This is a genomic window from Streptomyces sp. NPDC002513 (genome assembly GCF_053595355.1).
In genome coordinates this window covers 1-25,264 of record NZ_JBSFXK010000073.1, presented here as the reverse complement: position 1 = coordinate 25,264, position 25,264 = coordinate 1, and the positions used below count along the sequence as shown (strand labels likewise).

Sequence of the window (25,264 nt, the reverse complement as noted above, 5' to 3'; positions counted from 1 at the left end):
TATGATGTGTGACATTTTATTGAGTTGGTGGACTGGTGGTGTGCGTCTGTCGGTGGGCTCGTCGAGTTCGTCAGTCGATGGGCTCGTCGGGCCCGTCCGGACCGGCCGCGTCGGGCTGCCCGGACGAGTCGGTGGGCATGGCGACCGACTCGCCCGGCTCGAGCGAGCCGAGCACCCTCAGCGGCACGGCCACCGCGAGCGGCCGACGCTCGGGAGACGCCGGTGCCGATTCGGCGCCCGCCCCCGCCGCGAGACAGGCCACGGCCGCCCCGCACATCCTGCCCTGGCACCAGCCCATGCCCGCGCGGGTGAGGAGTTTGACCGTGCGCGCGTCACGGGCGCCGTAGTCGGCGAAGGCCTCGCGGATGGCGCCGGCGCTCACTTCCTCACAGCGGCACACGTCCGTCGCATCGTCCAGCCAGTGCACCCAGCCCGGCCCCGGCGCGTGCACGGCGGCCATCGCGTCGGCGAAGTCCCGCATGCCGTCGCGGCGGCGTTGAAGCTCCCGCACGCGCCCACCGCGGGCGAGTTCGGGACGGCCGCGCGTTCGGGCGGCCACAGCGATGCCCGCGAGCTCACCCTCGGTGCGGGCGAGTTCCGCGCCGCCGATCCCGCCGGTCTCGCCCGCCGCCCACAGGTCTCGCACGGAGGTCTCCTGCAGGGCGTCCAATGCGAGGGCGTACGTGCCGTCCTGGGTCCGCCGCGTCGCGCACCCGAGGCTCGTAGCGAGTTCCACTTGCGGGACGAGACCGTGCCCCACCGCGAGCACGTCGCAGGCTATCCGGCGGCCCGTCCCCGGCAGGGGCCGCCAGTCGCGGTCGATACGGGAGACGGTGACCGCCTCCACCCGGTCGGTGCCGTGGACCTGGGTCACCGCGCTGCGGGTGCGCAGGCGCACACCGCGCCGTACCAGCCGCGCACCATGGACCACGGCCTCCATCAGCTTGTGCGGGTTCGCGACGAGGACGCCGGGGCGGCGGGTGTACCCCGTATAGCCGGACGCCTCGACCACCGCCGGAACGCGCGCCCCGGCGGCGGAGAGCGAGGCGGCGACGGCGAGCAGCAGCGGGCCGCTGCCCGCCACGACGACGCGCCTGCCGGGCAGCACGAGCCCGGACTTCAGCATCGCCTGCGCTCCGCCGGCAGCCACGACGCCCGGCAGCGTCCAGCCGGGGAAGGGAAGGTGGCGTTCGTATGCCCCGGTTGCGAGGAGGACCGTGCGGGCGCGCACGCGGGCGGGGTGTTCGCCTGTGCCGTCCGCACCCGTGACCGCGTGCACCGCCCACTCCCCTTCGCCCTCCCGCGCCACGGTCCAGACATGGTGCCCGGCGAGGTGAACGATGTCACTCGACTCAAGGCGGCGGCTCAGGTCGGCGAACACGGGCCAGTCATGGTGCAGGGCCTCAGGGCGCACCGCCCCGAGCGGCGGGGCGGGGTGGCGGTAGAACTGGCCGCCGATCTGACCGGCCGCGTCCAACAGGGCGACGGAAAGACCCTGTTCGGATGCCGCTACGGCACCCGCGAGGCCTGCGCAGCCCGCGCCGATCACCGCGAGATCGTACAGCGCGCTGTATCTGTCATCGGTCGCCTCGTCAGACGGCGAGTTCGGCATGGCCGTGCCCTTCCTGGGTGGTGATCACGTCGCCGGGGCGAGCGGGGACCAGGCAGGCCCGTTTATTGGGCAGATCATTGATCGTGGCGAGACAGTCGTAGCACTGACCGATGCCGCAGAGGACTCCGCGCGGACGGCCGTCACGGCGTGTGGTGCGCCAGGCGAGAACGCCTGCCGACCAGAGAGCGGCGGCGATGGTCTGTCCGGGCAGCGCGGTGAGCGTGCGCCCGTCGAAGGTGATCTCGAAGGGGGCTTCGGGTGCCGCGCCGACAAGGCCGGCGGGGGTGCGGTCACGCGCCATGGAGCGGCTCCTTTTCAGGTAAGGGCATCCAGGACAGGTGTCCGGTCGACACGCCGTCGGAGACAGACACGACCGGAGTTCCTGGGCGTCATCCCGCCGCACCGAACCGGTGCGGTCTGAACGGCTCGATGTCCAGCGGGAGTTGGTCACCAGACAGAACTCGGGCGATAACCAGCCCAGTTGCGGGGGCGAGTCCGATCCCCGCACCCTCGTGGCCGCAGGCGTGCAGCAGCCCGGGAACTCGGGGGTCCGGGCCGATCGCGGGCAGATGGTCGGGCAGGTACGGACGGAATCCGGCGTACGTCCGCGTCGCGCGCACCCCGGCGAGCACCGGGAACAGCCGTGTGGCCTGGGCCGCGAGGCGACGCAGGGCCTCCACCGACAGCGTGCGGTCGAAGCCGACCCGTTCCCTGCTCGCACCGATCAGGACCGGTCCCGACGGGGTGCCCTCGACGACGGCGGAAGTCTGCAGCGCCGCCGATCCGCTGGCGACATCGGCGACATAGTCCGCCGCGTACACCTTGCGTCGCACCACGCGCGGCAGCGGCTCGGTGACCAGGACGAAGCCGCGCCGGGGCAGCACGGGCAGGTCCACGCCGGCGAGCCGGGCCAGTTCACCGCCCCAGCTCCCGGCGGCGTTCACGACATAGGGAGCGCGCACGTCACCGCCCGCCGTGCGTACGCCCCGTACCTCCCCGTTCGCACCGGTCAGGACGCCGATGACTTCCTCACCGAGCCGCAGGCGCACCCCGCCGGAGCCCTGCCCGCCGGCGGCACGCAGCAGATGCGCGGTGGCGAGTGCGGGCTGCACCTGGGCGTCCTGCGGGTAGCGGAAGCCGCCCGCCAGGTCCGGGGCGAGGTGTGGCTCCAGGTCACGGAGCCGGTCGCCCGTGACCTGTTCCGCCTTCACGCCCGCGCGCTCCTGCCGGGCGGCGAAGCCCCGCAGGGCTGCCATGGACGCCTCGTCGGAAGCGACGACCAGCCCGCCCTTGGCCTCGTACTCGATCAGGGGTGGCAGAAGGTCGGCCAGCTCACGCCACAACCGCACGGACAGCAGGGCCAGTTCGAGCTCGGGGCCGGGTTCCTTGTCGGAGGCCAGCAGATTACCCTCGCCGGCTCCCGTGGTCCCGCCTGCGACGGCGCCACGGTCCATCACGGTGACCGAGAGGCCGGAGCGGGCCGCGTAGTAGGCGCAGGCCGCGCCGACCACACCCGCCCCGATGACGATGAGATCCGCAGAGCTTCTCATAGGCACGCGAAGTAATATTTCACATTGCACTGCCCTTGCCAAGAGGCTCAACGCCACTCGACCAGCGCCCCCTCCACGCCTCGATCGCGTCCGGTGTGCGCGGCAGGGCACCCGACATCAACCGCGCTCCTGCGCTCCCTGGTCTCCGAGGTTGGCCGCAGCGGATGCCGGTCATGCGCTCGGTCTCGTCGAGGTCGGGGCGCCGGCCGACCCGGAACTCGCCGTAGCGCCGATCCCAGTAGAAGCCGCCGTCGATGCGTGGCGAGCGGGGCCGCACCGCCACCCTTCGCGCCGACCGCCGACCGCGCACCCGAACCGCTTGACGCACGCTTTCCGCGATCCGCCGCGCCGAGACTCTTGCGCGGCAGTGCAATTTCACATTATTACGTTACGCATCACATGGCGTCATGCACTCGACAACTCAACGCTCGCACCCTCACATGCCGCCACGCACGGGGAAGTTGAGGCCCTGAGGCGCCACTCCCCCACGCGCACGCATCTCTTGCCACCTCCCACACAGGAGCCAACGGTGTTCCAATCGAGAAACCTGCGCAGGCTTCTGCGCAGATCCACGCACAGAAGCCTGCTCACCGCCGCGGCGGCGGTGGCGCTCTGCGTGACGGCGACCCCGTCCGGTTATGCGGCCGCCCCCGTACCCACGTCGTCTTCGGTGACACGCCCGGCCGCCTCGCCGAACCCCTTCGACACGGTCGACCACCTGGCCGAGGCCCCGGACCGCGCCCGGAAGGTCCCGGCCCCCGGCGACCTCACTGATGGTCGCGTCCCCGGGCCTCGTACACCCCTGCCGAAGAGCAAGGGCCACGCCGTCACGCCGCATGCCACCCTCGGCACGGCATCCGTGCCCTGCACGCTCGACGGCGTCACGGGTTTGTCCCCGGAGGGTTTCGCCGACTTCCTGGCCGACCCCGCTGTCACCGCCGACGGCTGTCTGCGCTCGATCCTGTGGACCTGGGACCCGCGACTCGTCCCGGTCATGTCGCACGCACACGTCCAGGCCGTCTCCCACCGCATCACCCGGCTCGCCTCCTCCCACGACGGCAAGGACGGCAGTCATCTGCTGGAGATGTTCACCTATCTGCACGCCGTGGCGTACCAGGACTTCTCGCACGACGAGATCGACATCACCGACGCGCCGACCGTGAACGCCATGCGCGAGGCTGTCGACGCCTTCGGCTCGGCCGCCCACACCTTCGACGTCACACGCCCCAACGCCGAGACCCTGCGCGAAGCCCTCGACGCGGCCTCCGCCCCCGGCCTGCGCCAGTACCAACTCCCGCTGATCAAGCGGGTCCTGGCCACCATGGACGCCCAGCATCCCGACACCGCCCAGGACACCTCCTGGGCCGGTGCCGCCCTCGCGGCGCTCTCCGTGAACTACCTCGGCGTCTTCCCCGGCAACAAGGACGCCGCGTTCCACGCCGCGGTGACGGCCGACCCCTCGTACCGGGCCGCGTTCAGCTCCTTCGCCGACCACACCCATCTCAAGGACGGGCCCAACGCCTGGGTGGTACGCGACGCGCTCGGCGAGTACGGCCGCTTCGGCCAGATCGACGGGCTCCGCGACGAGATCGTCTCCGGCCTCGGCACCCTCCTGGACACCACGGCCCGCACCTTCGGGGACAGCAGCGCGCCGTGGGCGAAGGTCGCCACCTGGCTGGTGTGGTTCGACGCCTGCACCCCGTACCACGTGTGCAAGGACGACATCGAGAAACGTCTCTTCCCGTCCACGTACACGTACGGCACCGACGGCAAGGACGGCATGCAGGTCCGCACCGCCCTCGACCGGGACTCCGTCGACCAGCTCTACTACGCGAGCAAACAGGTCAAGGCGCAGTTCCACCGCGTCCTCGGCACGGAGGAGCCCCTGGCGGGCGACACCAACCCCACTTTGCACATCGTCCTGTACGCCTCCCGCGCCGACTACGAGAACTTCCATCCGCTCCTCACCGGCATGGACACCAACAACGGCGGCATCTACATCGAGCAGGGGGCGACCTTCTACACCTACCAGCGTCGCGTCCCGCAGGACTCCAGGCTGACCCTGGAGGAGCTGTTCCGCCACGAGTACACGCACTACCTCAACGGTCGTTGGGCGGTGCCCGGCTCCTTCGGCGAGGGCCCCTGGTACCAGGGTGACCGGACCACCGCGATGGACGAGGGCACCGCCGAGTTCTTCGACGGCGCCACCCGCGACGACGGCATCCGGGTCCGCAAGTCCCTGGTTCAGGGCGTCATCTCCGACACGGCCGGCGGCGGGCCGCGCATGACCGTGAACCAGCTCCTGCACGCCACGTATGACGGCGACGGCTTCCGCTTCTACGACTACGCGGGCACGTTCTTCGAGTTCCTGTGGACCGAATACCCCTCCCTGTTGCGGGAGATGTACCACGACCTGCGCTCCGACGACCCGGCGGCCTTCGATGCCTGGCGCGACCGACTCGGCAGGGACGCGGGGCTGCAGAGCGCGTACGACCGCTTCCTCGACGAACAGATCGCCCACGTCGACGACTTGTACGTGCCCAACACCACCTACACGCCCCTGGGCGAACTACGCGACACTTCGCCCGACCAGATTCGCTCCTCCTTCACCGCGACGACCGAATCCCACCCCGACTGCCGCACCACCGGCTCGCCGGAGCGTCCCCGATTCGTCTGCACAGGCCGGATCACCGCGAACCTGACCGATGCCGACAGCGCGGACACGGTCTTCAAGGACATGTCCGAGACGGTCGACTACTTCCTCCTCGAACGTGCCGCGGGCGGCGACAACAACCTGACCGACATGAACTGCTCGTTCGGCGACGTGGACATCTGGTCCAACCGGAGCGCGGGCACGTCGGACTACACCTGTGAGGGTCCCCTCCGAAGCTGACACACCATGCGACAACAGGGCCTCCTGGAACACTTGTTGGCATAGAGACCCTCCGAGGTGCCACGAGGCCCTGTTCCCGCGCCGGGCACGTGCTGCGTCGCCGTCACGAGCAGGGCGGGCAGCACCATCCCCGAGACCATGTCACGCACTGCCTTGACGCTCAGTCAGGATTGGAACTCCGGGTCCCCGGATTTTGCGATGCAGGTGGCTATGACCTGCGACCACCGTCTCATCGTCACTCCGCACAAGTCACGATGATCAACAGTGGCAGTACCCGTCTGTGTTCGTACGTCAGTCGCGAACGAGGCAGAAGGGGTGACCTGCCGGGTCCGCGTAGATCCTCCAACTGCGCTTGTCGTCGCCGACGTCGAGCAGCGATGCCCCGAGCTCGAGAACCTGTTCCTGGGCCTGGTCGAGGTCCTGGACACCCAGGTCGAGATGGAACTGTTGCGGGTGAGCGGGATCCGGCCACCGCGGCGGCTGATAATTCTCCGCGCGCTGGAAGGCGAGCACGAGCCCCGAGTCGGTGTGGAGAGTCGACCAGTTGTCGTCGAGCGACCATCGCGGATCCGGCTGGTCCACCACGCCCCCGAGAAGCGACAGGTAGAACCGGGAAAGCTCACGCACATCGGAACAATCCAACACCACACACTGCAGCTTGGCGATCACGAACAGCAGCATAGACCAGCCTCTCGCAGGGCTCCCCGACGTCCCTGATCACGATCTACAACCGAAGTACCAACCTCGATTCGTCAGTGGTGCGGCAAACATGGGGGGCAGTTGTCCGTTGTCCACTCAGTGTGACGAGGACGTGCGGCGGCGATCGAAGCATCGCCGACCGCGACGGTGCCCGGTCCACGTACATGGCACATGTAGCAGTGGCGATCCGGGTTTGACTCGTCACCCCGTGTCGGAGCGCCGACTCGCACGGGAGTGCCAAGGGTGGAAGCGCGGAACATGCACGCTCTGCAGGACCGGGCGGTGACACTCTACTGACGGGCGATCGGATCACTGCTGACGTGTTCGGATCAGCGCATTGAGCTGCGCTGATCCCGTGTGTTGTCCAGGTCGTCACACCGGGCAGCCGGTGTGGCGCAAGAGGGTTGCGGTGGGGCCCGCCGGGCGTGCCGCGAGCGAGGCGGACGACGTCACAGCGGAGATTGGGGGGGAAGGCGTGACGGTTGAGCAGGCCACCGGCGGTTCTGACTCCTCCCCTGCTCTTCGTCTGCCGGATGCCCAGGCACCGCGCAGAGTGCCACGTCATGTGGCGTGCGTGATGGACGGAAACGGCCGGTGGGCAGCGCAGCGGTCGCTGCCGCGTACGTCAGGTCACCGCGCTGCGGAGACAACGGTGATCGACATCATCGAGGCGGCGAGGGCGGCTGGAGTCGAATGGCTGAGCCTGTACGCCTTCTCCACCGAGAACTGGCGCCGGCCGAGCGCCGAGGTCGATTTCCTCATGCAACTGGTGCGCCGCGTGGTACGCAAGCACGCCCCACTCCTGCACGCGCGCGGGATCCGCTGTCGCTTCCTCGGCGCGACGGACCCACGGATTCCGCCGGCACTGGCCCGGGACTTCGCCGACTTGACGACGCTGACCGGCAACAACCGGGGCATGACGCTGACCGTCGCGTTCGATCACGGGGGACGCAGGGACATCGTCGAGGCCGCACGGTCACTGATCCACAGCGGAACACCGGCCGACGCCGTAACCGAGCAGAGTTTCGCCGCCCACCTGCCCTTCCCCGACACGCCCGACGTGGACCTGGTCATCCGAACCTCGGGTGAACAGCGCATCTCCAACTTCATGCTCTGGCAGGTCGCGTACGCCGAATGGGTCTTCCCTCCCGTGCTGTGGCCCGATTTCCGCGCGCCGCACTTCCTTCAGTGCCTGCACGCCTACCAGCAACGCGATCGCCGCTTCGGCGGCGTGCTGCCGAACCAGAACGGAGAACCCTGATGGTGACCAACGCAGACAGCGGCCACCCCAGCGGCACCGGCGCCGACGCCGCTGATCGCGACGGCAGCTCCCAACGACCGGACACCGCTGGCGGGGCGAAGCCCATGTTCGGCCCCGGCTCGCAATTCAACGAACTCTTCAACGACCCGCGCTGGGCCCTGGCCGTGATCCGTGCGACCGTACTGGAGGCCGCCCACCCGCAGATCGGCGCCGCTCTGATCGACAACTCCACATTCGTCGCCCATCCCTGGCGACGGCTGCGCAACACCCTCCTCAGCCTGCAGCGCATGTTCGGCGCCGACGACCACGTGCGGCTCAGGGAGGCGGCACGGCTCAACCGCCTGCACGCACGGCTGAACGGAACCGATGCACGAAACCGGCCGTACGACGCGATGGACCCCGCTGTGCGGGCCTGGGTGGTCGCGACGCTGTTCGAAAGCACCGTCACCATGTGCCGGCTGAGCGGACAGCCCCTCGAACAAACCGTGATGCAGCGGCTGTACGACGAATTCCACGCGTTCCTTGCCACCTTGGGAGACGGAGCCGGCCACCTGCCGGACAGCCTCAACGAGTTCTGGCCCTACTACGACCGCGTGGTCGAGGAGGAACTGGAGAACACGGAGGCGATGCGCATCATTCTCTACAAGCTCTTCGACCACCTCCCGGCTCCGCCTCTGCTGAACGGCCTGCCCACCCTGTGGGCGACCGGCCGCGCCGTCGCCGGCCCGGTCATCGGAGCGATCACCGTGGCTTCCCTCCCGGAGCCCTTCCGCCGACGGGCCGGACTACCGGAAATGCCCGGCGCCCAGACTCTGATGCAAGGTGCCTACCTGACCGTCGGCCTGACCCGCTTCCTCCCCGACAGCTGGACCCGGGCACAAGGTATCGCCGACCTGCTGGCCCTCTCCCCTGAGAGCAACGACCCGCGAGCAAGGGCGATCACTGCCCTGGCCGACCGGATGAAGCGAGCCGGAGCCCTTCTCAGGCTCATCACGCCCCTCCCCCCACCACCCATGCCCGCAGCAGAAACCGGGGCGCAGCGCAGCGCACAGGAGTTCTTCCAGGAGGTCCTGGATCAGACCGGCGACGGCTACCTGGACTGGCCGGACCTCGCCGCCATGGCCCGCGAGCTGTCCAGCCGCCTCGACCTGGGCGAGCCCGAGGAGAGCAGGCTCTACAACGCCTGCGCCGACTGGTGGCGCGAACTCCAGGCAGACCTCGACACCGACGGAGACGGCCGCGTCAGCGCGCAGGAGTACGCCACGGCTGTTCCGTCCCTGGCCGGTCCCGCACTGATCAGAGTCGCCGAGGTCCTCTTCGACGTCACCGACAAAGACGGCAACCAGAGCATCGACGCAGCCGAATACCGGGCACTGTTCCAGACCGCGTTTCACCGCGACACCACCGGCACCGACGGAACGTACACCCGCAGCGCATTCGTCAAAGACTTTCTGTCCTTCATGTCCGGCCGAAAGCGTTCAACTGCCTACGACCCCCTCCTGGCCGAAGCCTGACCACCTCCCGAGCCCGCGACCCCACAGCCCGTGGACAGCCCAACAGCGCATACCGACTTCGCCGCCATGGGGTCTGGGTCTTCGTCGGACCGGGTGACGGTGTCCGCCTCCGCTGGTACCCGGAGGTATGCGGTACCCCGATGGGGGCGGGCTGACCGCCAAGCAACGCAGCGCCGTGAAGAGGTACGCATGCGGGCCGTCGACTGCTTCGAGGACGAAGCGGGCGTGACCGGCCGGCCGCCCAAGGGCCGCACCTGGGGTCGACGCGGGATCACCCGACGGTGCGCGTTACCGGCCGTGGCCGGGGCCGGCCTCAGCCCGTTGGGGGGAGGCGGGCGGTGTGGACGACCGCCCGGCCCGTTTCACGCCCTGGCCGATGCCGTGGTGGCCGCCGCGCGGATGGCGATGGCCGCGATGTCGTCGCCGAGACGGCCGCGGCTGTAGCGGAGCAGGTCTCTGTGCAACTGCTCGAGCAGCTGGGACGGTGAGTCCGCGTCCCACTGGCCCGCATGCTGCACCAATGGGAAGAATGCACCGGTGTGGTCGCGGGTCTCGGAGACTCCGTCGGTGTAGAGCAGCAGCTGGTCCTCGGAGGCGAAGGAGACGGTGTCGATGCGGTAGTCCCCCTCGATCAGCGCGCCCATGTTGATGGGCGGTGAGGGCGCCGTGGGGGTGACCTCGCGGACTTCTCCCGCGCTGAACAGCAGCGGAGGGGGGTGTCCGCAGTTGACGATCTCGACGGCCGATCCGTCGTCGGGGATCTCGGCGAGCAGGGCAGTGGCGAAGTACTCCGGCTGGTCGCGGTGCAGCAGCGCGGTGTAGCGCCCCATACTCACGTCCAGTCGGCGTGCCAGCCGCGCCAGGTCCGGCTCGTCGTACGCGGCTTCCCGGAAGCAGCCCATGATCGCTGAAGCCGTGCCGACCGCAGGGAGGCCCTTGCCGCGCACGTCTCCGATGATCAGGCGGACGCCGTGGGCTGTCTCCAGTGCTTCGTAGAAATCGCCGCCGACGCGGGCCTGAGCCGCGGCGGCCAGGTAGAGGGCCTCGATGTCCAACCGGCCGAGGCGGTGCGGCATGGGGCGCAGCAGGACTTTCTGCGTTGCCTCGGCGACGGAGCGGACGTCGGCGAGGGTCTGCTCCTGCCGCTGGCGCACATGGCTGGCGCAAGCGGCCGCGGCGGTGACGCCGGCGATCACCGCGAGGGTGAACAGGTATGTCCGCTCCTGACCCGTATGGCCGATGGCCATGGCGATCACTACGTTGATGGCCGCGGCGATCACGCCGATGGCCACCGTTCCGGCCACTGGCCACACCGAGGCGGCGAAAGCGGGGGCGAGCGAGAGAAAGCGGCTGAAGTGGAGGTGACTCGGGGTGACAAAGGACACCACGGTGATGATGGCGGTCAGCACCAGGGGCGCCAGGAGCACCAGGCCCTCCCGGAGGCTGCCCGCACGGCGCCAGAATTGACCGGAATAGTTCACATAAGCAGAATATGCGATCATTTTCGAAGGCCGCCGCGTGGTCGATGGCCCACAGCCTGCCGCCACGGTCCGCCCCGATCCGTACGCGCTGGTCGGTCGCCGGGCGCATCGAGATGATCTGGAACACCTGGGTGCGGGTCAGGGTGACGCGAACCGGAAGGCCGAACATCTTCGCGGCCATCAGACCCACAACCCGGGCCGGGAACCGGCCGTGACAGCGGCGGCCATGACCGCCGCTCGAGGCCGTGCACACCACCGCAGCGGGGCTGTGGCGTCGTCTCTTCGCCTCGGCCTTCTTCGCGGCCTCTCCCCGGCTTCGAGTAGAAAGCCCCCTCGGCGGTGACTGGGGTAGGCGGTAGGCGCGCGGCGGATGGCGATGAGGGCGACGTCATCGCCGAGGCTTCCGCCGGTGTGGGCGAGCAGGTCGCGCTCGATGTGATGGAGCAGGGCTTCGGGGGTGTTGTCGCTCCACTGGGCGGCGCGTTCCGCGAACGGGTAGAAGGTGCCGTTGCGGTCGCGGGCCTCGATGACGCCGTCGGTGTAGAGGAGCAGGGTGTTGCCGCAGTCGAAGGGCAGCACGTAGAGGGTGTATTCGCCCGGGTTTGTCATGCCGACGCCGAGTGGGGGTGCGGGGTGCAGGTTCGAGACGCTCACCATGTTGTCCGGACCGAGCAGCAAGGGCGCCGGGTGGCCGCAGCTGGTCATCCGGATGACGGGTTCATCGTCGGGGATCTCCAGCAGAAGGGCGGTGACGAAGCGTTCCCCGGCCTCGTCCTCGGGTTCGAAGTCGGCCAGGTAGCGGGCGACGCTGCGCTCCAGGGAGGCGGCCAGTTGGGGCAGGGCAGCGTGCTGGTGGGCGGCCTCACGGAAGGCACCGAGCAGGAGGGCGGCCTCGCCGATGGCGGGCAGGCCCTTGCCCCGGACGTCACCGATCATCACGCGGGCGGCGCTGTCGGTGCGGGCAGCGGCGTACAGGTCGCCGCCGATCTCGGCCTCTTCCTCGGCGGCCAGGTACAGGCAGGCTAGCTGCAGTGGGCCGAGCCTGCGCGGCAATGGCCACAGCAGGACGTGCTGGGCGGCCTCGGCGACCGACCGCACCTGGGCCAGCTGACGTCTGTGCCGACCGCGCATCACGGAGAAGAACACGATCAGCAAGGAGAGCGCCGCGAGGGCGAATACTTGCACCAGCAGGTCCCGCGAGTACTGCACGCCGAGGTGCCAGCCGATGAACGCCTGCGCGGCCACGGCCAGGGCCCCGATACCGCCCGTCTCCCAAGGACCGGCGAACCACGGGGTGATCGCGGGCGCGATCACCAGCAGGGGGCCGAGGACGATGTTGGGGGTCGCTACGTCCACAACCGTGATCACCACGATGAGTGCGACCGGGATCATCATCAGCGCACGGGTCGGCTGCCACGGCTGCTTCATGCCAGTAAAACCAGACACGTCTTCTACACTGCACCTTCCCGGAACGACCAGCGAGAGGAGTCGGACGCCAGCGGGCATAATGCACCTCCAGGCCCCCTCGGGGCGGGTGCTGCAGAAGCTGTGCGACAGCTTGGGCCGGGCCCCGGTCCCCCTTGTACGCGCGCGACGAGGCACCCAGGACGCGCCGCTGCTCACAGTGGAGCGCTCTGGACATGACAGAGCTCCCCGGCACCCGTCTGTGCACGCTGCCCGGGTGTGCAGGAACTGATGCCCATGCTGCACGCCTTCGACCGCATCGCCGACTCCTGACGGCGCCGACGCACAACCCGGACCAGCGGACGCCCGGGTCCCCGGGGCCTCCGCGCCGCCCGTCCCGCCCTTCCCCACCCTGAACCGGCGCAGCCGTACGCCGGGGCGGCCCGGGTCCATGGCCGTGCGTAATCCGTCGCGGTCGCCCACCGCGCCGCGATGGCTTCCCGGAACGCGAACACGGTCGCGTCATCGAAGGCCGCAACCTCGACAACGACCAGGCCCGGCTCCGAGGCATGCGCTTCGTCGATCGGCCCCACGCCCAGCAGCACGCCCTCGCACCCTGCACGGCATCTCCCCCCACCGAGTACGCCCAGCCCCTGGCGGACACGGCGTGCTCCGGCGTCGGGGGGTGGGACAGTCCCGTGGACGGTCGGTGGGCGTTCGGCGTTCGGCATGCGGACATCGCTGGAGAGGTGCGATGGGACCGCCATCTGCACCACGAGCAGCGCCGGCCCAGCCACGTATGCCAGCCGCCAAGCCGCTGAGGCCGGCGATCGTCAGACCCGCTCCTACCTGTGTGGCGGGCAGGTGCACTACGAGCGTGAAGTAGAGGATGGCAGCGGCGTTGAAGAGACCATTGCCGACCCTGCTGACGAAACTGGCGATGATCAGAGCGCGCTGCGGACCGGAAGCCGGCCCGCTGGGCACCCGTTGCCTGGCCCCCCTCCTGAGCATGTCGATCAGGTTAACAGCGGCACCTCCCCAAGGTTCCGCGCGGTCTGCGTGGGCGGGAAGCCGTGAGCCGGGCTCCGGTCGGTTGGCGGCGCGGGCTGCCGGCGCCGGGGCCTGCGGGAGCCTGGTCACCGTCGCCGGCCGCGGCTCAGGCTGACCCGGCGGGCCCGGTCGCCCCACCATGCAGGCGTCTCCTCGCCTCCTGCGAGGCCTGCGAAGTCACGCCCGTCCGGTGTTTCGGACACGGCACCCGCTGACTCTCACTTCCGCCGCCGCAGCAGCCTCTCCAGGTCCTCTGCCGCCTCCGGCAGCCCGGCAGCCGCGGCCTTCCTGAGCCAGCTCTCGGCCTGAGCGAGGTCCCCGGTGTGCCATGAGCTGACTCCCAGCTCGTGCATGGTGGCGGGATCCCCGGATTCGGCGGCCCGGCGACGCCACATTCCTGCCTGTACGCGATATTCCTGCCTGTACGCGATTTCCGTTCCGTTCCAGCAGCCGGCCCAGCTCCCTCATGGCGTCGGGTCGCCCGGCACCCGCCGCCTCCCGGTACCAGCGCACCGCGCCCTCACTGTCACCGAGCCGCTCCAGCCGCGTGGCCTCCCTGACCATCGCGGCCGGGTCGGAGATGCCCGAGTGCGCCCGGTTCCTGGCCAATGCGAGACGGCCGACCGTGTGGGTGTTGCGCAGTTCGGGACGCGGATGCCCCTTGCTGGGCAGAACCTTGGCAAGGTGTTCGTGGATGGTCTGCAGGGTGAGGAACTCCGCGGCGTCGGCGGTCCCGTGCCGCAGGAGATCGAGCAGTTCGCCGGTGTAGGCCGTGTGGCGCGCGCCAACAGGCGCACTGGAAGGGCGATTCGCCGGCGAGGACGCCAGAGTGCAGGTGCCGGCCACCTCCAGTTGGCCGGCCACCGCCGAGGTGGTAGTGGCCATCGCGCCGATGGCCAGTCCGGAGAAGCAGCAGTCCAGAATGAGAACTCGGCTGTCCGTCCGGGCGTTCACCAGCGCACGGCGCACCAGAGTGAACGGTATCCCCGTCCACGCCACCAGATCCGGTTCGCTGGAGGTTCCGGGCAGGGAGAGATACAGCTCGCCGTCCGGACCGACGAGGCCGTGACCGGCGTAGTAGACGAGCAAGAGGTCCTCGGCCTCCTCGGCGGCGGCGACCAAGCGGGCTCCGATGGATGTCAAGTCAGCGAGGCCGGCGGTCGGCGCCGCCTCGCGCCGTCTTGTGCAGTGTTTGTTCGGGAGGGCTGTCCCCCACGGGCTGGTGAGCACCTCGGCCAGGTCGTCGACGTTGTGCGTCACGGCGGGCAGGTCGGGCAGGCCGGGATCGGTGAACGTGTCGAAGCCCAGCAGCACCGCCCGGGACCGCAGCGGGTCAGGCAGGCGCATTCATCGCTCCAGGACGCGTCGCAGCACGGCTTCCAGGTCCGCCTCCGGGACGTTGCGCAAGGAGATCTTGACGCTCTGCCCGTCGGGACCGGTCACCTCGATGTCCGCCGACGGACGGCGATGCCTGATCCACACGGACAGCGAGGCCGCCAGCACGGTGCCGGCTCCCTGGGCGCCGAGGGCCACGATCACAACTTCGGAGAGCCCGCCCATGTGGCCGGGGCGCGCCTCGGGTCGCTCGATGGCAGACCGGCCGCGGAGCTCGTCCTCGCGCGACAGCCAGTCGGCCAGCGTGGTCAGCTCCGCCTGGGCCGTTTCGCCGGTCAGCCGGATGTACGCCTGCATCGTTCTCCCGTTCGGGACATGCGCGGTTCAGGACCCGGGCCCATGTTGTGCTTGCAGTACGGCCTTCATGTCTGTCACGGCGTTGGCCACCCCGGCGTCGACCGCCCGCCGGCACCACTGCTCCCCGGCAGCTACGTCCCCCCGCGTGGCCAGGAGGATCCCGAGCATCGCCATACAGCTGCCGTTGCCGACGGCGGATCCTCTGCGGAGCCACATCTCGGCGTCCTCCAACTCGCCGCGATTCATTCGCAGGTTGGCCACCAGGTACATGCCGGATTCGTTCCCCGCCTGGGCGGCTTGCAGATACCACTGATCGGCTTCGTCCAAGTCCCCCTGCCGCCCCGCCAGCGCCCCCGCTTTGACCATGGCCCACTCGTTTCCGGTGGCGGCAGACTTCCGGTACCAGTGCAGCGCGTCGGCCAGGGCGCCGCGCTTTTCGAGCAGAAAGGCCAGCCGGAGCATCGAACGGTCGATCCTGGCCTCGGCGGCCTCCCGGTACCACCGTCCCGCCTCGGTCAAGTCCCCTCGCTCCTCCAGCAGGGTGCCCAGGAAATCCATCGCCGGCGGCACCCCCGCCTCGGCCGCCTGCCGGAACCACGGCTCCGCCTCGGCCGAACGCCGCTGCTCCACCAGCAGCAACGCCAGCAGCAGTGCCGAGCGGAGATGTCCGGCCTCGGCCCCTCGTCGGTGCCATTCCTCGGCTTCGGCGGGCCGTCCCTGCTCCTCGAGCAGCCCCCCGAGTTCGAGCATCGCGAGTGCGTGCCCGTTGTCGGCGGCCCATCGGAGGAACTTCTCGGCTTCGGCCGACTCGCCGCGCTCCCGCAGCAGGGAGGCGAGCAGAGTCAGCAGATCGGCCATGAGTACGTACCCCTGCTTCTCGGGCACGTCGTCCGCCTTCGCCAGCATCGCGGCGGCCTCCCGCAGCAGCCGCTCCGCCTCGGCCGAGTCACCGCGCTGGACCGCGAGGCGCGCGAGATCCCTCATCGCATCGCCCTGTGCCAGAACCTGGCCCGTGCCCGTACAGTCCGCCGCTCTGCGCAGCCACTCCTGCGCTTCGTCCAGGCGGCCGCTCTGCTCCAGCAGGAGCCCACCGCGCCGCATCGAGAAGGCGTCACCACGATCCGCCCCCTTGCGGTACCACTCCGCAAGGGGGTGAAGAACCCAAACGGCTCTCGGCCGCGAGTCCGCACAGGTCCCTCCCGGGGACCGCGGGCTCGCACGTGCTTGGCCGCCCACCACCGCCATTGCGTCGACAGCGGCGCGGGCAGGTCCACGGGCAGCACAACGGCGTTCAGCAGCTTCCCTGCCCGGTCGGCTGCTTCCCTGCCCGGTCGGCTGCCGGCTTCGCGGCGGCCGACAGCTCCGCTTCGGGAGGCGGCCCGTTCTCCGACCACCAACCCGCCGCGCCTGGTTTTCACGGAAAGGGCGTCGGAGGGGTCCTGGCCGCGCGGGAAGCGGTCGGATACAGCTATGGGCTGAGAATCAGGGGCGGTTCAGACCCCACGTCTGCAGGACGTAGGGCCGCCCCTTCTCCTCACCTGTGATCAGCGGCACGTCGAGCAGTCTGAAGCCCGCCTTGGTGGCCACGCCGACGCTGGCGGCGTTCTCGGCCTCCAGCTCCAGAATCACTTGTCCAGCGCCCAGCTGCTCGAAGGCGTACGCGGCCATCACCCGGACCGCCCGCGCCGCCAGCCCCTGGCCGCGGTGCGCCGGGCCGACCGCGTAACCCAGCTCCGTACCCTCGGGGGCACGCCGCAGCATCACCTCGCCGAGCGGTGCGCCGCCGTCGACGGTGATGGCGAGCAGGATGGCCGTGCCCTCCGCCCGCAGCTGCCGGCCCCGGCCCAGCCGCGCGCGGGCGGCCGCTTCGTCGAAGGGGGAGACGATCGGTGTCCAGTACGCGATGTCGGGGTGGTCGAACAGCTCCGGCATCGCGGCCAGGTCCCCCTCCGTCCAGTCGCGGAGGACGAGCCCCTCCCCCGAGAGCTCGATCCGCTCAGGGAAGGACGACGTGGTGCTGCTCATGGTGGGGGGACCTCCTGGGCCTGTTCAGGACGAGGAAGGATAACCCGGGGCAGACAAAGGCTCACCCGTGTCTTCCAGAGCGTGGTGGGTAGCCGGGTCTCGTTGCCGCGACCCGGCCACCCAGAACCGGACGCGCACCGCGCCTGCTACAAGGGAAGCATCGGTGAGAGCAGAAGCCGGGCGGGGCCTTCGCCGGGCTGGCGAGGGTATGCGCGCAGGGCCCGTTCTGCTCGGCAGTAGCACAACGCGCCGCACATCGACGCAGCACCGAAGAACCCGGCGTGCGAGGTGCTTCCCGCCCGGGAGGCCGCGTCCGGGGCGTCCGCTGTGGAGTGCTGCACGGGAAATCAGCCAATGGAGACATCACGACAGCTGGATAGGGTTCGGCTGAGAAGAATCCGCTCGGCCCGTGTGAGCTACGCCGGAGCCGGACACGGTGGTCGCCCGAGGAGGAGCTCGATGCTGCAGGCACTGGGATTGAGTCCGGCCGAAGAAGCCGTCTACACGGCGCTGCTGGCCAGCCCGACAACCTCTGCGCAGGAGCTCGCCGGGCAGACCGGACTCGACGAGGACGACACCACCCGCATCCTGCTTGACCTGGCGACACGTGGCCTGGTGGCGGTCGCCACCGAGGCCGAGAGGGGGGAACCCGAGCCGGTCGACCGCGGGGCCGGCGTCCAGCCCACTCGCTACCGGCTCACACCACCCTCGGTGGCCCTTGCCCCGGTCCTCGTCGAGCAGCGCAACGCGCTGCACCAGGCCGAGACCGCGTTCTCGATGCTCATCGAGCAGTACCGCAATACCGCCGCACACCCCGCGGGGGGCGTCGTGGAGGTGGTCGTCGGCGTGGAGCAGGTCGCCCACCGGTTCCATCAACTGCAGCGGGGCGCCCAGCGGGAGTTGCTTGTCTTCCTCGTCGGCGCGCCCGTCGCGGTGCCGCGGGAGGATGCCGACATGTCGGAGAGTGTCGCGCTGGATCGCGGAGTCGATTTCCGGGTCGTGGCGGCCAAGGACTATCTCGACGGTCCCGATGTGGCGAGGGAGGTACGGGCGGCCATCATCGCGGGCCTCGAGCTTCGGCTGGCCGACTCGCTGCCGCTGAAGATGGTCGTGTCGGACCGGGCGCGTGCCATGGTTCCCCTGGACATGGCGGACTCCGGCGGCGAGCCGAGCGCAATCGTGGTGCACCGCAGCGGCCTGCTGACGGCCCTGGTCCATCTCTTCGAGAAGGAGTGGGCCCAGGCCCGGCCGCTGCAGGCCACTACCAGAGGTGTGCACGCGGAGCCGACAGTTGATCAGCAGCCGACCGAGGGGGAACTGGAACTCCTCGCCTTGCTGCTGGCAGGATTCTCCGACCGGCGGGCGGCCTCCCAACTCGGCTTGTCCATACGCACCGTGGAGCGGAGGACACGCCGTCTGATGGACCTTGCCGGAGCGGACTCACGCCTGCAACTCGGGTGGCACGCCGCACGTGCGGGCTGGCTCTGACCACCTCGGTCCGAGGGCCGAGGAGTCCATGTCTGCTGGTGATCACCCTGCGAGGACGGCTGCCACCTCCTGGCGGGTTCCCACTCCACCGACGGCGGGCCCCTGTACCGAACTGGAGGCATCCACCGGAGCCGCCGCGCATCACGCGGGTGCTGCCGCCGGGTGGGCCGGTCGGGGCGATGCGGGGCACCCTGACCGGCCGGGCTGGCCGCCTGTTGGGAAGACCGCCCGGCCGGACTCTGTGGTTACCGCACGTCGTAGGCGCGCTTGACGGTCTGGGTGACCGCGTTGCCGTTGGCGTCGGTGAAGGTGGCCCTCATCGTGACCTGCTTGCCGGAAGCGCCGGTGTGGTCGAGGACGGCCGACCAGGTGCCGTCCTGCTGCTCGATCGGCGCCTGGATCCAGGTGGTGCCGCCGTCGTAGGAGTAGGACAGCGTAGCCGCCTTGACAGCGCCCGGGGTGTACCCCGCGTGGCCCTCGACCGACAGGCCGACCCTGATGCCGCTCTGCGCGGGCAGGGTGTTCAGTCCGTCCACCGGCACGTCGTACGCCGGGAAGAGGATCGGCAGGCCGCGCGAGTAGACGTCCGGCTCCCGGTGGGAGCGGAAGGACCAGGTGGTGGTGACGGCGGTGGAGCGCAGCCAGTTCCGGTCCGAGGTCGGAATCTTCTCCAGGTTCTGCGTGAGTTCGTACGCGGAGTCCTCGTCCGGCACCCTGAACGCGTCGTACGGCCAGGCGCTGGTGGCGATCCGCTCACCGTTGCGCTTCAGCACCAGGTTGCCGATGTCGCCGAACGACCCGCCGTAGGTCCAGTGATCCCCGGAGCCGTCGACCCAGAACGCGCTCTGGATGCCGATCAGATCGCCCTGCCGTTCAGCGGCGAGCGCCAGGTTGCCGGCGGCGTCGCGGGCCGCGGCCGGCCGCATGATGCCGCGGTACCACTCCTCGCTGCGCCGGTCTCCCGGCTGGTACGTGCGATTCCGGTCGCTCATGAACGCGGCGAACGGGTAGCTGCTCATCGCGCCGTGCAACCAGGTGTCGTCGCCGGTCGTGTAGTAGGCGGTGCGGGTACCGGGCACGTGCACTGTGTCGAACAGGCTCACGGGGACGGTGGTGCTGCTGCTCCAAGAGGTACCGATGAACAGCGCGTCGATGTAGTCGGCGTCCTTGCCGACGGCATTCCACTTCTCGGTGACCTGGGCCAGCCGGGAGTCCCTCGGCCGGTAGACCTGATCGGACTGCAGCGGTCCCTGGGTCGGGAACGAGAGGTTGTAGACATAGGACGAGCCGTCCTCGGAGCCGGTCGCACGCCAGGTGGGCCGGAACTCGAAAGAGCCCTTCTGGGCGCGTCCGTCGACGGAGGCGTAGAACTGCCGCACGGTGCTGCCGGCCATCAGCGATCCGCTCAGCTGCCAGGTGCTGTCCCACGTGCGGTCGTAGCTGAACGTGGTGTGGTTGACCGTAGAGGGGCGGTCGGTGTGCAGGCTCAGCCGGTGGGCCTTGCGGGCGTCGAGGACGACGGTGGTGTCACGAGTGATCCGCAGCTGCGGTTGCGCGAGGTAGCTCACCGACTCGGGTGCCTTGTTCGCGTCGTACGTCGTCACGAAGCCGCTGAGGGCATAGTCGCCCGGGCGCACGCTGTACGTCTGGTCGGTCGCCCCCGAGTTGCTGCGGCGCTCGCCCTTGTCGGTGTCGAGGCTGACGAGGTCGAGGGAGGAGGTGCCGGTCGCGGGCTTGCCGTTGCGGTCGATGGCCTCGACCCGGAGGGTGACCGTCTCCGGCTGGACGTAGAGCGTGACCGGCACGGAGACGTGCACATCGCCGCCGGTGGCCAGGATCCGGCCGGTGACGGCACCGTACTGGGCGGCCTTGAGGTGGGCGGTGGGGTCGATCCGCAGCGGCACCTGCATGGTGGCCCCTGCCGGGACGGTCACCTTGCCCTCGTCCAGCTTGATCATGTCGGAGCGGACATCGCTGCCGTCGTTGCCGTGCACATCGCTGACCTTCAGGTTCAGCCTGATGTCGGTGCCGCTGGTGTTGGTGAAGGGAACCTGCACGGTGGTGCGGTCCGAGGCGTCCTGCGGCCAGTTGTAGCTGCCGGCCTGGACGGCCGGCGTGGAGAGCACCTTCTGGTGCACCGCGGCGTACACATCGAGGACGCCGCCGCCGGTCTCGTCTACGCCGCCCACGTCGCCGCCGGTGCGGGCCGAGGAGACCAGGGCGGCCTTGATCTGCTGCGCGGTCCAGTCCGGGTGGGCCTGGCGGACGATGGCCGCAGCGCCTGCGATGTGCGGGGTGGCCATGGAGGTGCCGGACATCGTCTGGTAGGCGTAGACGCCTCGGCCGCCCGCGTTGGCCGCCGAGATGCCGACGCCGGGGGCGGCGATCTCGGGCTTGAGGGTGTGGGTGACGGCCACGGGACCGCGGCTGGAGAACGGCGCGGTGGTGTCATTGCTGTCGACGGCGCCGACGGTCAGCACGCCGGGCGCACAGCCGGGCGAGGAGACGGTCTCGATGCGCGGGCCGGCGTTGCCTGCGGCGACGACGAACAGGGTGTGCGTGTTCTGAGACATCTCCTTCGCGGCCTGGGCCAGCGGGTCGGTGCAGTCGCCGATCGCGGGGTTGCCCAGGCTCATGGAGACGACGTCGGCCTTCTGGTCGACGGCCCACTGCATACCCGCGATGATCCAGGAGGTCTGGCCGACGCCGCTGTCGTTGAGGACCTTGCCGATGAGCAGAGCGGTACCGGGGGCGACGCCCTTCTCGCGGCCGTCACTGGCCGCTCCCGAACCGCCGACGGTGGAGGCGGTGTGGGTGCCGTGACCCACCCGGTCGTCGGTCGTCTTGGAGTCAGTGAAGTTCTGGGACGCGGCGATCCGGTCCGCCAGGTCCGGGTGTTGGGCGTCCACGCCGGTGTCCAGCACGGCGACCTTGGTGCCCTTGCCGTCGTAGCCCTCCGCCCAGGCCTCCGGCGCGTGCACCTGCTCGGTGGACTGGCTCAGCGTGGCCTCGACCTTGCCGTCCAGCCACAGCTTCTTCAGCGTGGAGGCAGAACGTGAGCGGGGGTTGGTGACGTCCTGCCAGAAGGTGGCGGCGTCGGTCTTGTCGGCCTTGAGTGCGACGCCGTCCACAGCCGGCAGGCTCGGGCCCCGCTCGGCCGCACGCGGGGCGGCGGGCGCGGCAGTGGCGACGTTCACACTGTTCTGGTAGGTGGCGATCAGCGGCAGCGTATTGCTGTGCGCGTCGTCGTATCCCTGGCGGATGAGTCCGGTCACGTTGAACAGCTGCTCGTCGACCTTGCCCTCGGCGATCGCCTGGGAAGCGTCGTCCGGGTAGACGTAGAGGTCCTTGCCCAGCTGATAGGTCTGCACCATCGGCTGCGTGCCGTCCTCGCGGGGCAGCACGGCTGCCGAACTGCGACCTGACGTGTCCGTGGTCACCAGTACCTTGTCGCCGGTGACAAGCGTGACCGTCACTTGCTTGCCGCCCGTTGCTGCGGTCCCGTTGCCGATGACGGGTCTCTTTCCCGAGGTCCCGCCAGGTGGCGTATCCGCTGCCCCGGAAGGCGCGACCACGGTGACGGCCAGGACGGCGGCGGTCGCCACGCCCAAGGCTGTACGGGTTATGGGGCGCATGAATCTCCCTACTTGACGCGGTGAACATGCCATGCTGGGGGTGCAGCCTGGCAGACATGCGGATTGCGCGGGGACGCCGCGCGTGGCGGGTTTCCCGCATGACGGGTTTCCGTCACACCGTCACTTCCGTTGACTCGTCGGCTCGGTGAGGCTTTGAGATCCGGCCGGTTTTGATGTCATCAGGGGGCTTGCGGCATTCGCCTCACGCCTGCGTGACCGCTTCGGGTCATCTGTCCCGGACGCCGCCCCTGGGCCATACGGGCCATCGAGTGCCACCGTTCGATGGATACGGCTGTCGGGTCCCATGCGACTGCCGTCCGGCTAGGACACCTTGCTTGCGGGCGTACCGGCGGATACGCCCCTCGGCCCGAAGAGGAACCCAGCGTCACGCAGGTTCCGAACCGTTTGCCCGTCGTTCGCCTGGGTGGTTGCAGAAAGGACCCTCGACGTGTCTGATCCCGTCGTCCTCATCACGGGCGCGCTCACCGGTATCGGCCGCGCCACCGCCTTGGCTTACGCACGCCAAGGCGCAAACCTTGTGATCTCCGGCCGTCACGAGGACGTGGGCGAGCAGTTTGCCAGGGAGCTGGCCGACCTCCGCGCCCCGGCGGAGTTCGTACGTGCGGACGTCCGCTTCGACGCCGATGTGAAGGACCTCGTCGACCGTGCGGTCGCGCGGTTCGGGCGGATCGATGTCGCCTTCAACAACGCCGGCACGGAGGGAACACCCGGCCCTGTCACCGAGGTGACCGACGAGGCTTACCAGGCCACCTTCGATACCAACGTCAAGGGAACGCTGCTGAGCCTGAAGCACGAGTTCCGGGTCATGAGGGAACAGGGCGGCGGCAGCATCATCAACGTCAGTTCCACCTTCGGCCTGATGGGTTACCCCGGGGCGACCTTGTACGTCGGCAGCAAGCACGCCGTCGTCGGCATTACCAAGGCGGCCGCACTCGAAGGCGCCGCTCACGGCATCCGGGTCAACGCGGTCGCGCCCGGCTACACCCGGACCGCCATGTACGAGCGGTTCACCGGCGACGACACCACGCGTGACGCGGTCGATTCGGTGCTGCCCATGCACCGGGCGGGCACCCCGGAGGAGATCACCGAGGCTGTCCAGTACCTGGGTTCCGACAAGGCGAGCTACGTCACCGGGCACATCCTCCTTATCGACGGCGGCCTCATGGCGGGCGGGCCCCTGTTCCCGAGCAGGTGAATCGCGAGACCGGCGCAGGCCCTGTCGGCCTCGGCGGCCGGTTGTCCGCCCAACGGGATGTTCCGGTTCTCATCATGACCAAGCGGGCGGCCCCACAGCACACGAGCGCATCCACGGTTTCGGTTCCGGCGTGCCTGATCTTCTTCCAGATCCGGCCCGGCTTGTAGGCGAAGGCGGCCCGCTTGGCGACGATGCCCTCGATCCCGTGCTTGTTTGCGCAGTGAGTGTGTCCCGAGCTGGTCGCGTCACGTTCAGCTGGATCAGCGCGGGACACAATGTCCCGCCGAAGAGGGCGTTCGTCGTTCTACTGGGTTGCTGGCGGTATTCGGCGAAGGAGCCTCGCGCAGCCGCTCGCGCTCGTCGAGCGCCTCCGGTTCCAGCGCGCAGCGCCTTCCGAGATCCGGTCCGCCTCGGGGCGGCCAGGATCAGATCGTCGACCATGACCGGGACCAGCCGGGCCGCCACGCCGGATTCGCCCTGCAACCGCACGGGCCCGTTCGGAGTCGTGATCACGCGGCTGGAAAAGGATTGGACGGGGTGATGCTCGGGCTTGTAGCTTGCAGTGGACCATGACACCGCCCGAGGAGGTGAGACCCATGAACGCTGTATCGATGTGGGTGCTCCCCCTACCCGTCACGATCGGGCGATTGACGTAGGTGTCGCCGGGAGCGCCTCGACAACAAGGCACTCCCGAAAGGCAACACCCATGGACTCTCCACAGTTCACCGCCGAGCCGTCGTCGAACGATACGGTCGAGCGCGACGTCACCGTAGGCGACGTCCCCGGACTCCGGTCGTCGGCCTCCGGCGCTGATCGCGCGCCCCTCATGTTCGACGTGATCATTGCCGGGTGCGGGCCGACCGGCGCGATGCTGGCCGCCGAACTGCGGCTGCACAATGTGCGGGTACTCGTTCTGGAGAAGGAAACCGAGCCCGTTCCGTTCGCCCGCATAATCGGTCTGCATATTCGCAGTATCGAGCTGATGGCAATGCGCGGACTACTGGATCGCATTCTCGAACACGGAAGACAGCGTCCGGCTGGCGGATTCTTCGCCGCCATCACCAAACCCGCGCCCAAGGGCCTGGATTCCGCGCACGCCTATCTGCTGGGCATCCCGCAACCGGTCATCGTTCACCTGCTCGAAGACCATGCGATTCAACTGGGTGCGCAGGTCCGGCGCGGTTGTGCGGTGGCCGATTTCGAGCAGGACGACGAGGGCGTGACCGTCGAGCTGGCCGACGGCGAACAGCTGCGTTCGCGCTATCTCGTCGGCTGTGACGGCGGGCGCAGTACGGTGCGCAAACTGCTCGGCGTCGGCTTCCCCGGCGAGCCCTCGCGGTCCGAGACGCTGATGGGCGAGATGGAAGTGGGTGTGCCGCAGGAGGAGATCGCCGCCAAGGTGGCCGAAATCCACGAGACCAACAAGATTTTCAGTCTCAGGCCCCTCGGCGAAAGGGTCTATCGCGTCGTAGTTCCCGTCGCGGGGGTCAGCGATCGCGCGGAACCGCCCAACCTCGAGGATTTCAGACAACAGCTGCGCACCATCGCCGGAACCGATTTCGGCGTGCACTCCCCGCGCTGGTTGTCCCGCTTCGGGGATGCCTCGTCATGTCCGGTGAGGAAGCGCAGGTCCATGACTCGGGTCATGAGCAACGTCGCTTCCTAAGCGGCCTTTTGCAGCTCGGCGTTGATCTTCTCCTCGGGGTCGAGGCGGTGGATGTGGATGTCGTGTGTGACGCGGCTG

General features: G+C 69.4%; 17 protein-coding genes and 3 pseudogenes. 7 read left to right on the top strand and 13 right to left on the bottom strand.

The features are described 5' to 3' along the window. Positions 1-70: 70 nt before the first annotated feature. From ACWD5Q_RS31195 to ACWD5Q_RS31185, 3 genes are all read right to left on the bottom strand, one after another. The gene (locus ACWD5Q_RS31195; RefSeq protein WP_451430427.1) at positions 71-1,612 is read right to left on the bottom strand and encodes an FAD-dependent oxidoreductase; all 1,542 of its coding nucleotides are present in this window, start codon (positions 1,610-1,612) and stop codon (positions 71-73) included. Continuing rightward, positions 1,593-1,913, bottom strand: a complete 321-nt coding sequence (locus ACWD5Q_RS31190; protein WP_451430426.1) for a (2Fe-2S)-binding protein — start codon at positions 1,911-1,913, stop codon at positions 1,593-1,595. Before ACWD5Q_RS31190 ends, ACWD5Q_RS31195 begins: the two co-directional genes overlap by 20 nt. Before the next feature lie 88 nt (positions 1,914-2,001). Continuing rightward, positions 2,002-3,162, bottom strand: a complete 1,161-nt coding sequence (locus ACWD5Q_RS31185) for an NAD(P)/FAD-dependent oxidoreductase (protein ID WP_451430425.1) — start codon at positions 3,160-3,162, stop codon at positions 2,002-2,004. Between the two features lie 529 nt (positions 3,163-3,691). Here ACWD5Q_RS31185 and ACWD5Q_RS31180 point away from each other — a divergent pair. Beyond that, positions 3,692-6,055 (top strand): collagenase, encoded by a 2,364-nt coding sequence (locus ACWD5Q_RS31180; RefSeq protein WP_451430424.1) that lies wholly within the window; start codon positions 3,692-3,694, stop codon positions 6,053-6,055. A gap of 291 nt (positions 6,056-6,346) precedes the next feature. Here the strand turns inward: ACWD5Q_RS31180 and ACWD5Q_RS31175 are convergent, their stop codons facing one another. Then, a complete protein-coding gene (locus ACWD5Q_RS31175; RefSeq protein ID WP_451430423.1) occupies positions 6,347-6,724 on the bottom strand; it encodes a VOC family protein in 378 nt (125 codons plus the stop codon). 607 nt (positions 6,725-7,331) lie between these two features. On the opposite strand from ACWD5Q_RS31175, the gene uppS reads away from it, so the two are divergent. The 3 genes and pseudogenes from uppS to ACWD5Q_RS31160 form a co-directional block, all read left to right on the top strand. After that, on the top strand, positions 7,332-8,015 hold the full coding sequence (gene uppS / locus ACWD5Q_RS31170; protein WP_451430438.1) for a polyprenyl diphosphate synthase: 684 nt from the start codon (positions 7,332-7,334) through the stop codon (positions 8,013-8,015). A 104-nt stretch (positions 8,016-8,119) separates the two neighbouring features. Next, a complete protein-coding gene (locus ACWD5Q_RS31165) occupies positions 8,120-9,529 on the top strand; it encodes an oxygenase MpaB family protein (RefSeq protein WP_451430437.1) in 1,410 nt (469 codons plus the stop codon). Between the two features lie 127 nt (positions 9,530-9,656). After that, a pseudogene (locus tag ACWD5Q_RS31160) lies at positions 9,657-9,855 on the top strand (hypothetical protein); the annotation flags it as partial. A gap of 36 nt (positions 9,856-9,891) precedes the next feature. Here the strand turns inward: ACWD5Q_RS31160 and ACWD5Q_RS31155 are convergent. The 8 genes and pseudogenes from ACWD5Q_RS31155 to ACWD5Q_RS31120 form a co-directional block, all read right to left on the bottom strand. Then, positions 9,892-11,010, bottom strand: coding sequence for a PP2C family protein-serine/threonine phosphatase (locus ACWD5Q_RS31155; RefSeq protein WP_451430422.1), 1,119 nt, complete (start codon positions 11,008-11,010; stop codon positions 9,892-9,894). A 94-nt stretch (positions 11,011-11,104) separates the two neighbouring features. Next, positions 11,105-11,191 (bottom strand): annotated as a pseudogene (locus ACWD5Q_RS31150) (hypothetical protein); the annotation flags it as partial. Continuing rightward, positions 11,191-12,438 carry a PP2C family protein-serine/threonine phosphatase gene (locus ACWD5Q_RS31145; RefSeq protein WP_451430421.1) on the bottom strand — a complete coding sequence of 416 codons (1,248 nt, stop codon included), beginning with the start codon at positions 12,436-12,438 and terminating at the stop codon, positions 11,191-11,193. The gene ACWD5Q_RS31145 and the pseudogene ACWD5Q_RS31150, both read right to left, overlap by 1 nt. Before the next feature lie 191 nt (positions 12,439-12,629). Then, entirely contained in the window at positions 12,630-13,145 is a 516-nt protein-coding gene (locus ACWD5Q_RS31140) for a DUF6207 family protein (protein WP_451430436.1), read from the bottom strand. Between the two features lie 496 nt (positions 13,146-13,641). Next, complete coding sequence (locus ACWD5Q_RS31135; protein WP_451430420.1) at positions 13,642-14,811, bottom strand: caspase, EACC1-associated type; 1,170 nt, start codon at positions 14,809-14,811, stop codon at positions 13,642-13,644. After that, the gene (locus ACWD5Q_RS31130; protein ID WP_451430419.1) at positions 14,812-15,156 is read right to left on the bottom strand and encodes an effector-associated constant component EACC1; all 345 of its coding nucleotides are present in this window, start codon (positions 15,154-15,156) and stop codon (positions 14,812-14,814) included. It lies immediately after the preceding gene. 27 nt (positions 15,157-15,183) lie between these two features. Further along, positions 15,184-16,257: a tetratricopeptide repeat protein gene (locus tag ACWD5Q_RS31125; protein ID WP_451430418.1), complete on the bottom strand. Its 1,074-nt coding sequence runs from the start codon at positions 16,255-16,257 to the stop codon at positions 15,184-15,186. Between the two features lie 381 nt (positions 16,258-16,638). After that, positions 16,639-17,181, bottom strand: a complete 543-nt coding sequence (locus tag ACWD5Q_RS31120) for a GNAT family N-acetyltransferase (RefSeq protein WP_451430417.1) — start codon at positions 17,179-17,181, stop codon at positions 16,639-16,641. A gap of 459 nt (positions 17,182-17,640) precedes the next feature. Here ACWD5Q_RS31120 and ACWD5Q_RS31115 point away from each other — a divergent pair, with 459 nt between their 5' ends. After that, the gene (locus tag ACWD5Q_RS31115) at positions 17,641-18,669 is read left to right on the top strand and encodes a helix-turn-helix domain-containing protein (RefSeq protein ID WP_451430416.1); all 1,029 of its coding nucleotides are present in this window, start codon (positions 17,641-17,643) and stop codon (positions 18,667-18,669) included. Positions 18,670-18,914: 245 nt separating this feature from the next. Here the strand turns inward: ACWD5Q_RS31115 and ACWD5Q_RS31110 are convergent, their stop codons facing one another. After that, positions 18,915-22,304, bottom strand: a complete 3,390-nt coding sequence (locus ACWD5Q_RS31110; protein WP_451430415.1) for a S8 family serine peptidase — start codon at positions 22,302-22,304, stop codon at positions 18,915-18,917. Positions 22,305-22,752: 448 nt separating this feature from the next. Between ACWD5Q_RS31110 and ACWD5Q_RS31105 the strand changes: the two genes are divergently transcribed. Then, the gene (locus tag ACWD5Q_RS31105) at positions 22,753-23,520 is read left to right on the top strand and encodes an SDR family NAD(P)-dependent oxidoreductase (RefSeq protein ID WP_451430414.1); all 768 of its coding nucleotides are present in this window, start codon (positions 22,753-22,755) and stop codon (positions 23,518-23,520) included. A 706-nt stretch (positions 23,521-24,226) separates the two neighbouring features. Then, a pseudogene (locus tag ACWD5Q_RS31100) lies at positions 24,227-25,147 on the top strand (FAD-dependent monooxygenase); the annotation flags it as partial. Positions 25,148-25,264: the final 117 nt, after the last annotated feature.

Coding starts and splice junctions, on each gene's coding strand:
- uppS (WP_451430438.1), top strand. CDS start 7,332: ATGGACGGAAACGGCCGGTGGGCAGCGCAGCGGTCGCTGCCGCGTACG.
- ACWD5Q_RS31130 (WP_451430419.1), bottom strand. CDS start 15,156: ATGCAGGCGTACATCCGGCTGACCGGCGAAACGGCCCAGGCGGAGCTG.
- ACWD5Q_RS31135 (WP_451430420.1), bottom strand. CDS start 14,811: ATGCGCCTGCCTGACCCGCTGCGGTCCCGGGCGGTGCTGCTGGGCTTC.
- ACWD5Q_RS31120 (WP_451430417.1), bottom strand. CDS start 17,181: ATGAGCAGCACCACGTCGTCCTTCCCTGAGCGGATCGAGCTCTCGGGG.
- ACWD5Q_RS31185 (WP_451430425.1), bottom strand. CDS start 3,162: ATGAGAAGCTCTGCGGATCTCATCGTCATCGGGGCGGGTGTGGTCGGC.
- ACWD5Q_RS31145 (WP_451430421.1), bottom strand. CDS start 12,438: ATGAAGCAGCCGTGGCAGCCGACCCGTGCGCTGATGATGATCCCGGTC.
- ACWD5Q_RS31190 (WP_451430426.1), bottom strand. CDS start 1,913: ATGGCGCGTGACCGCACCCCCGCCGGCCTTGTCGGCGCGGCACCCGAA.
- ACWD5Q_RS31140 (WP_451430436.1), bottom strand. CDS start 13,145: ATGCCGAACGCCGAACGCCCACCGACCGTCCACGGGACTGTCCCACCC.
- ACWD5Q_RS31110 (WP_451430415.1), bottom strand. CDS start 22,304: ATGCGCCCCATAACCCGTACAGCCTTGGGCGTGGCGACCGCCGCCGTC.
- ACWD5Q_RS31195 (WP_451430427.1), bottom strand. CDS start 1,612: ATGCCGAACTCGCCGTCTGACGAGGCGACCGATGACAGATACAGCGCG.
- ACWD5Q_RS31115 (WP_451430416.1), top strand. CDS start 17,641: ATGCTGCAGGCACTGGGATTGAGTCCGGCCGAAGAAGCCGTCTACACG.
- ACWD5Q_RS31125 (WP_451430418.1), bottom strand. CDS start 16,257: ATGCGGCGCGGTGGGCTCCTGCTGGAGCAGAGCGGCCGCCTGGACGAA.
- ACWD5Q_RS31165 (WP_451430437.1), top strand. CDS start 8,120: ATGTTCGGCCCCGGCTCGCAATTCAACGAACTCTTCAACGACCCGCGC.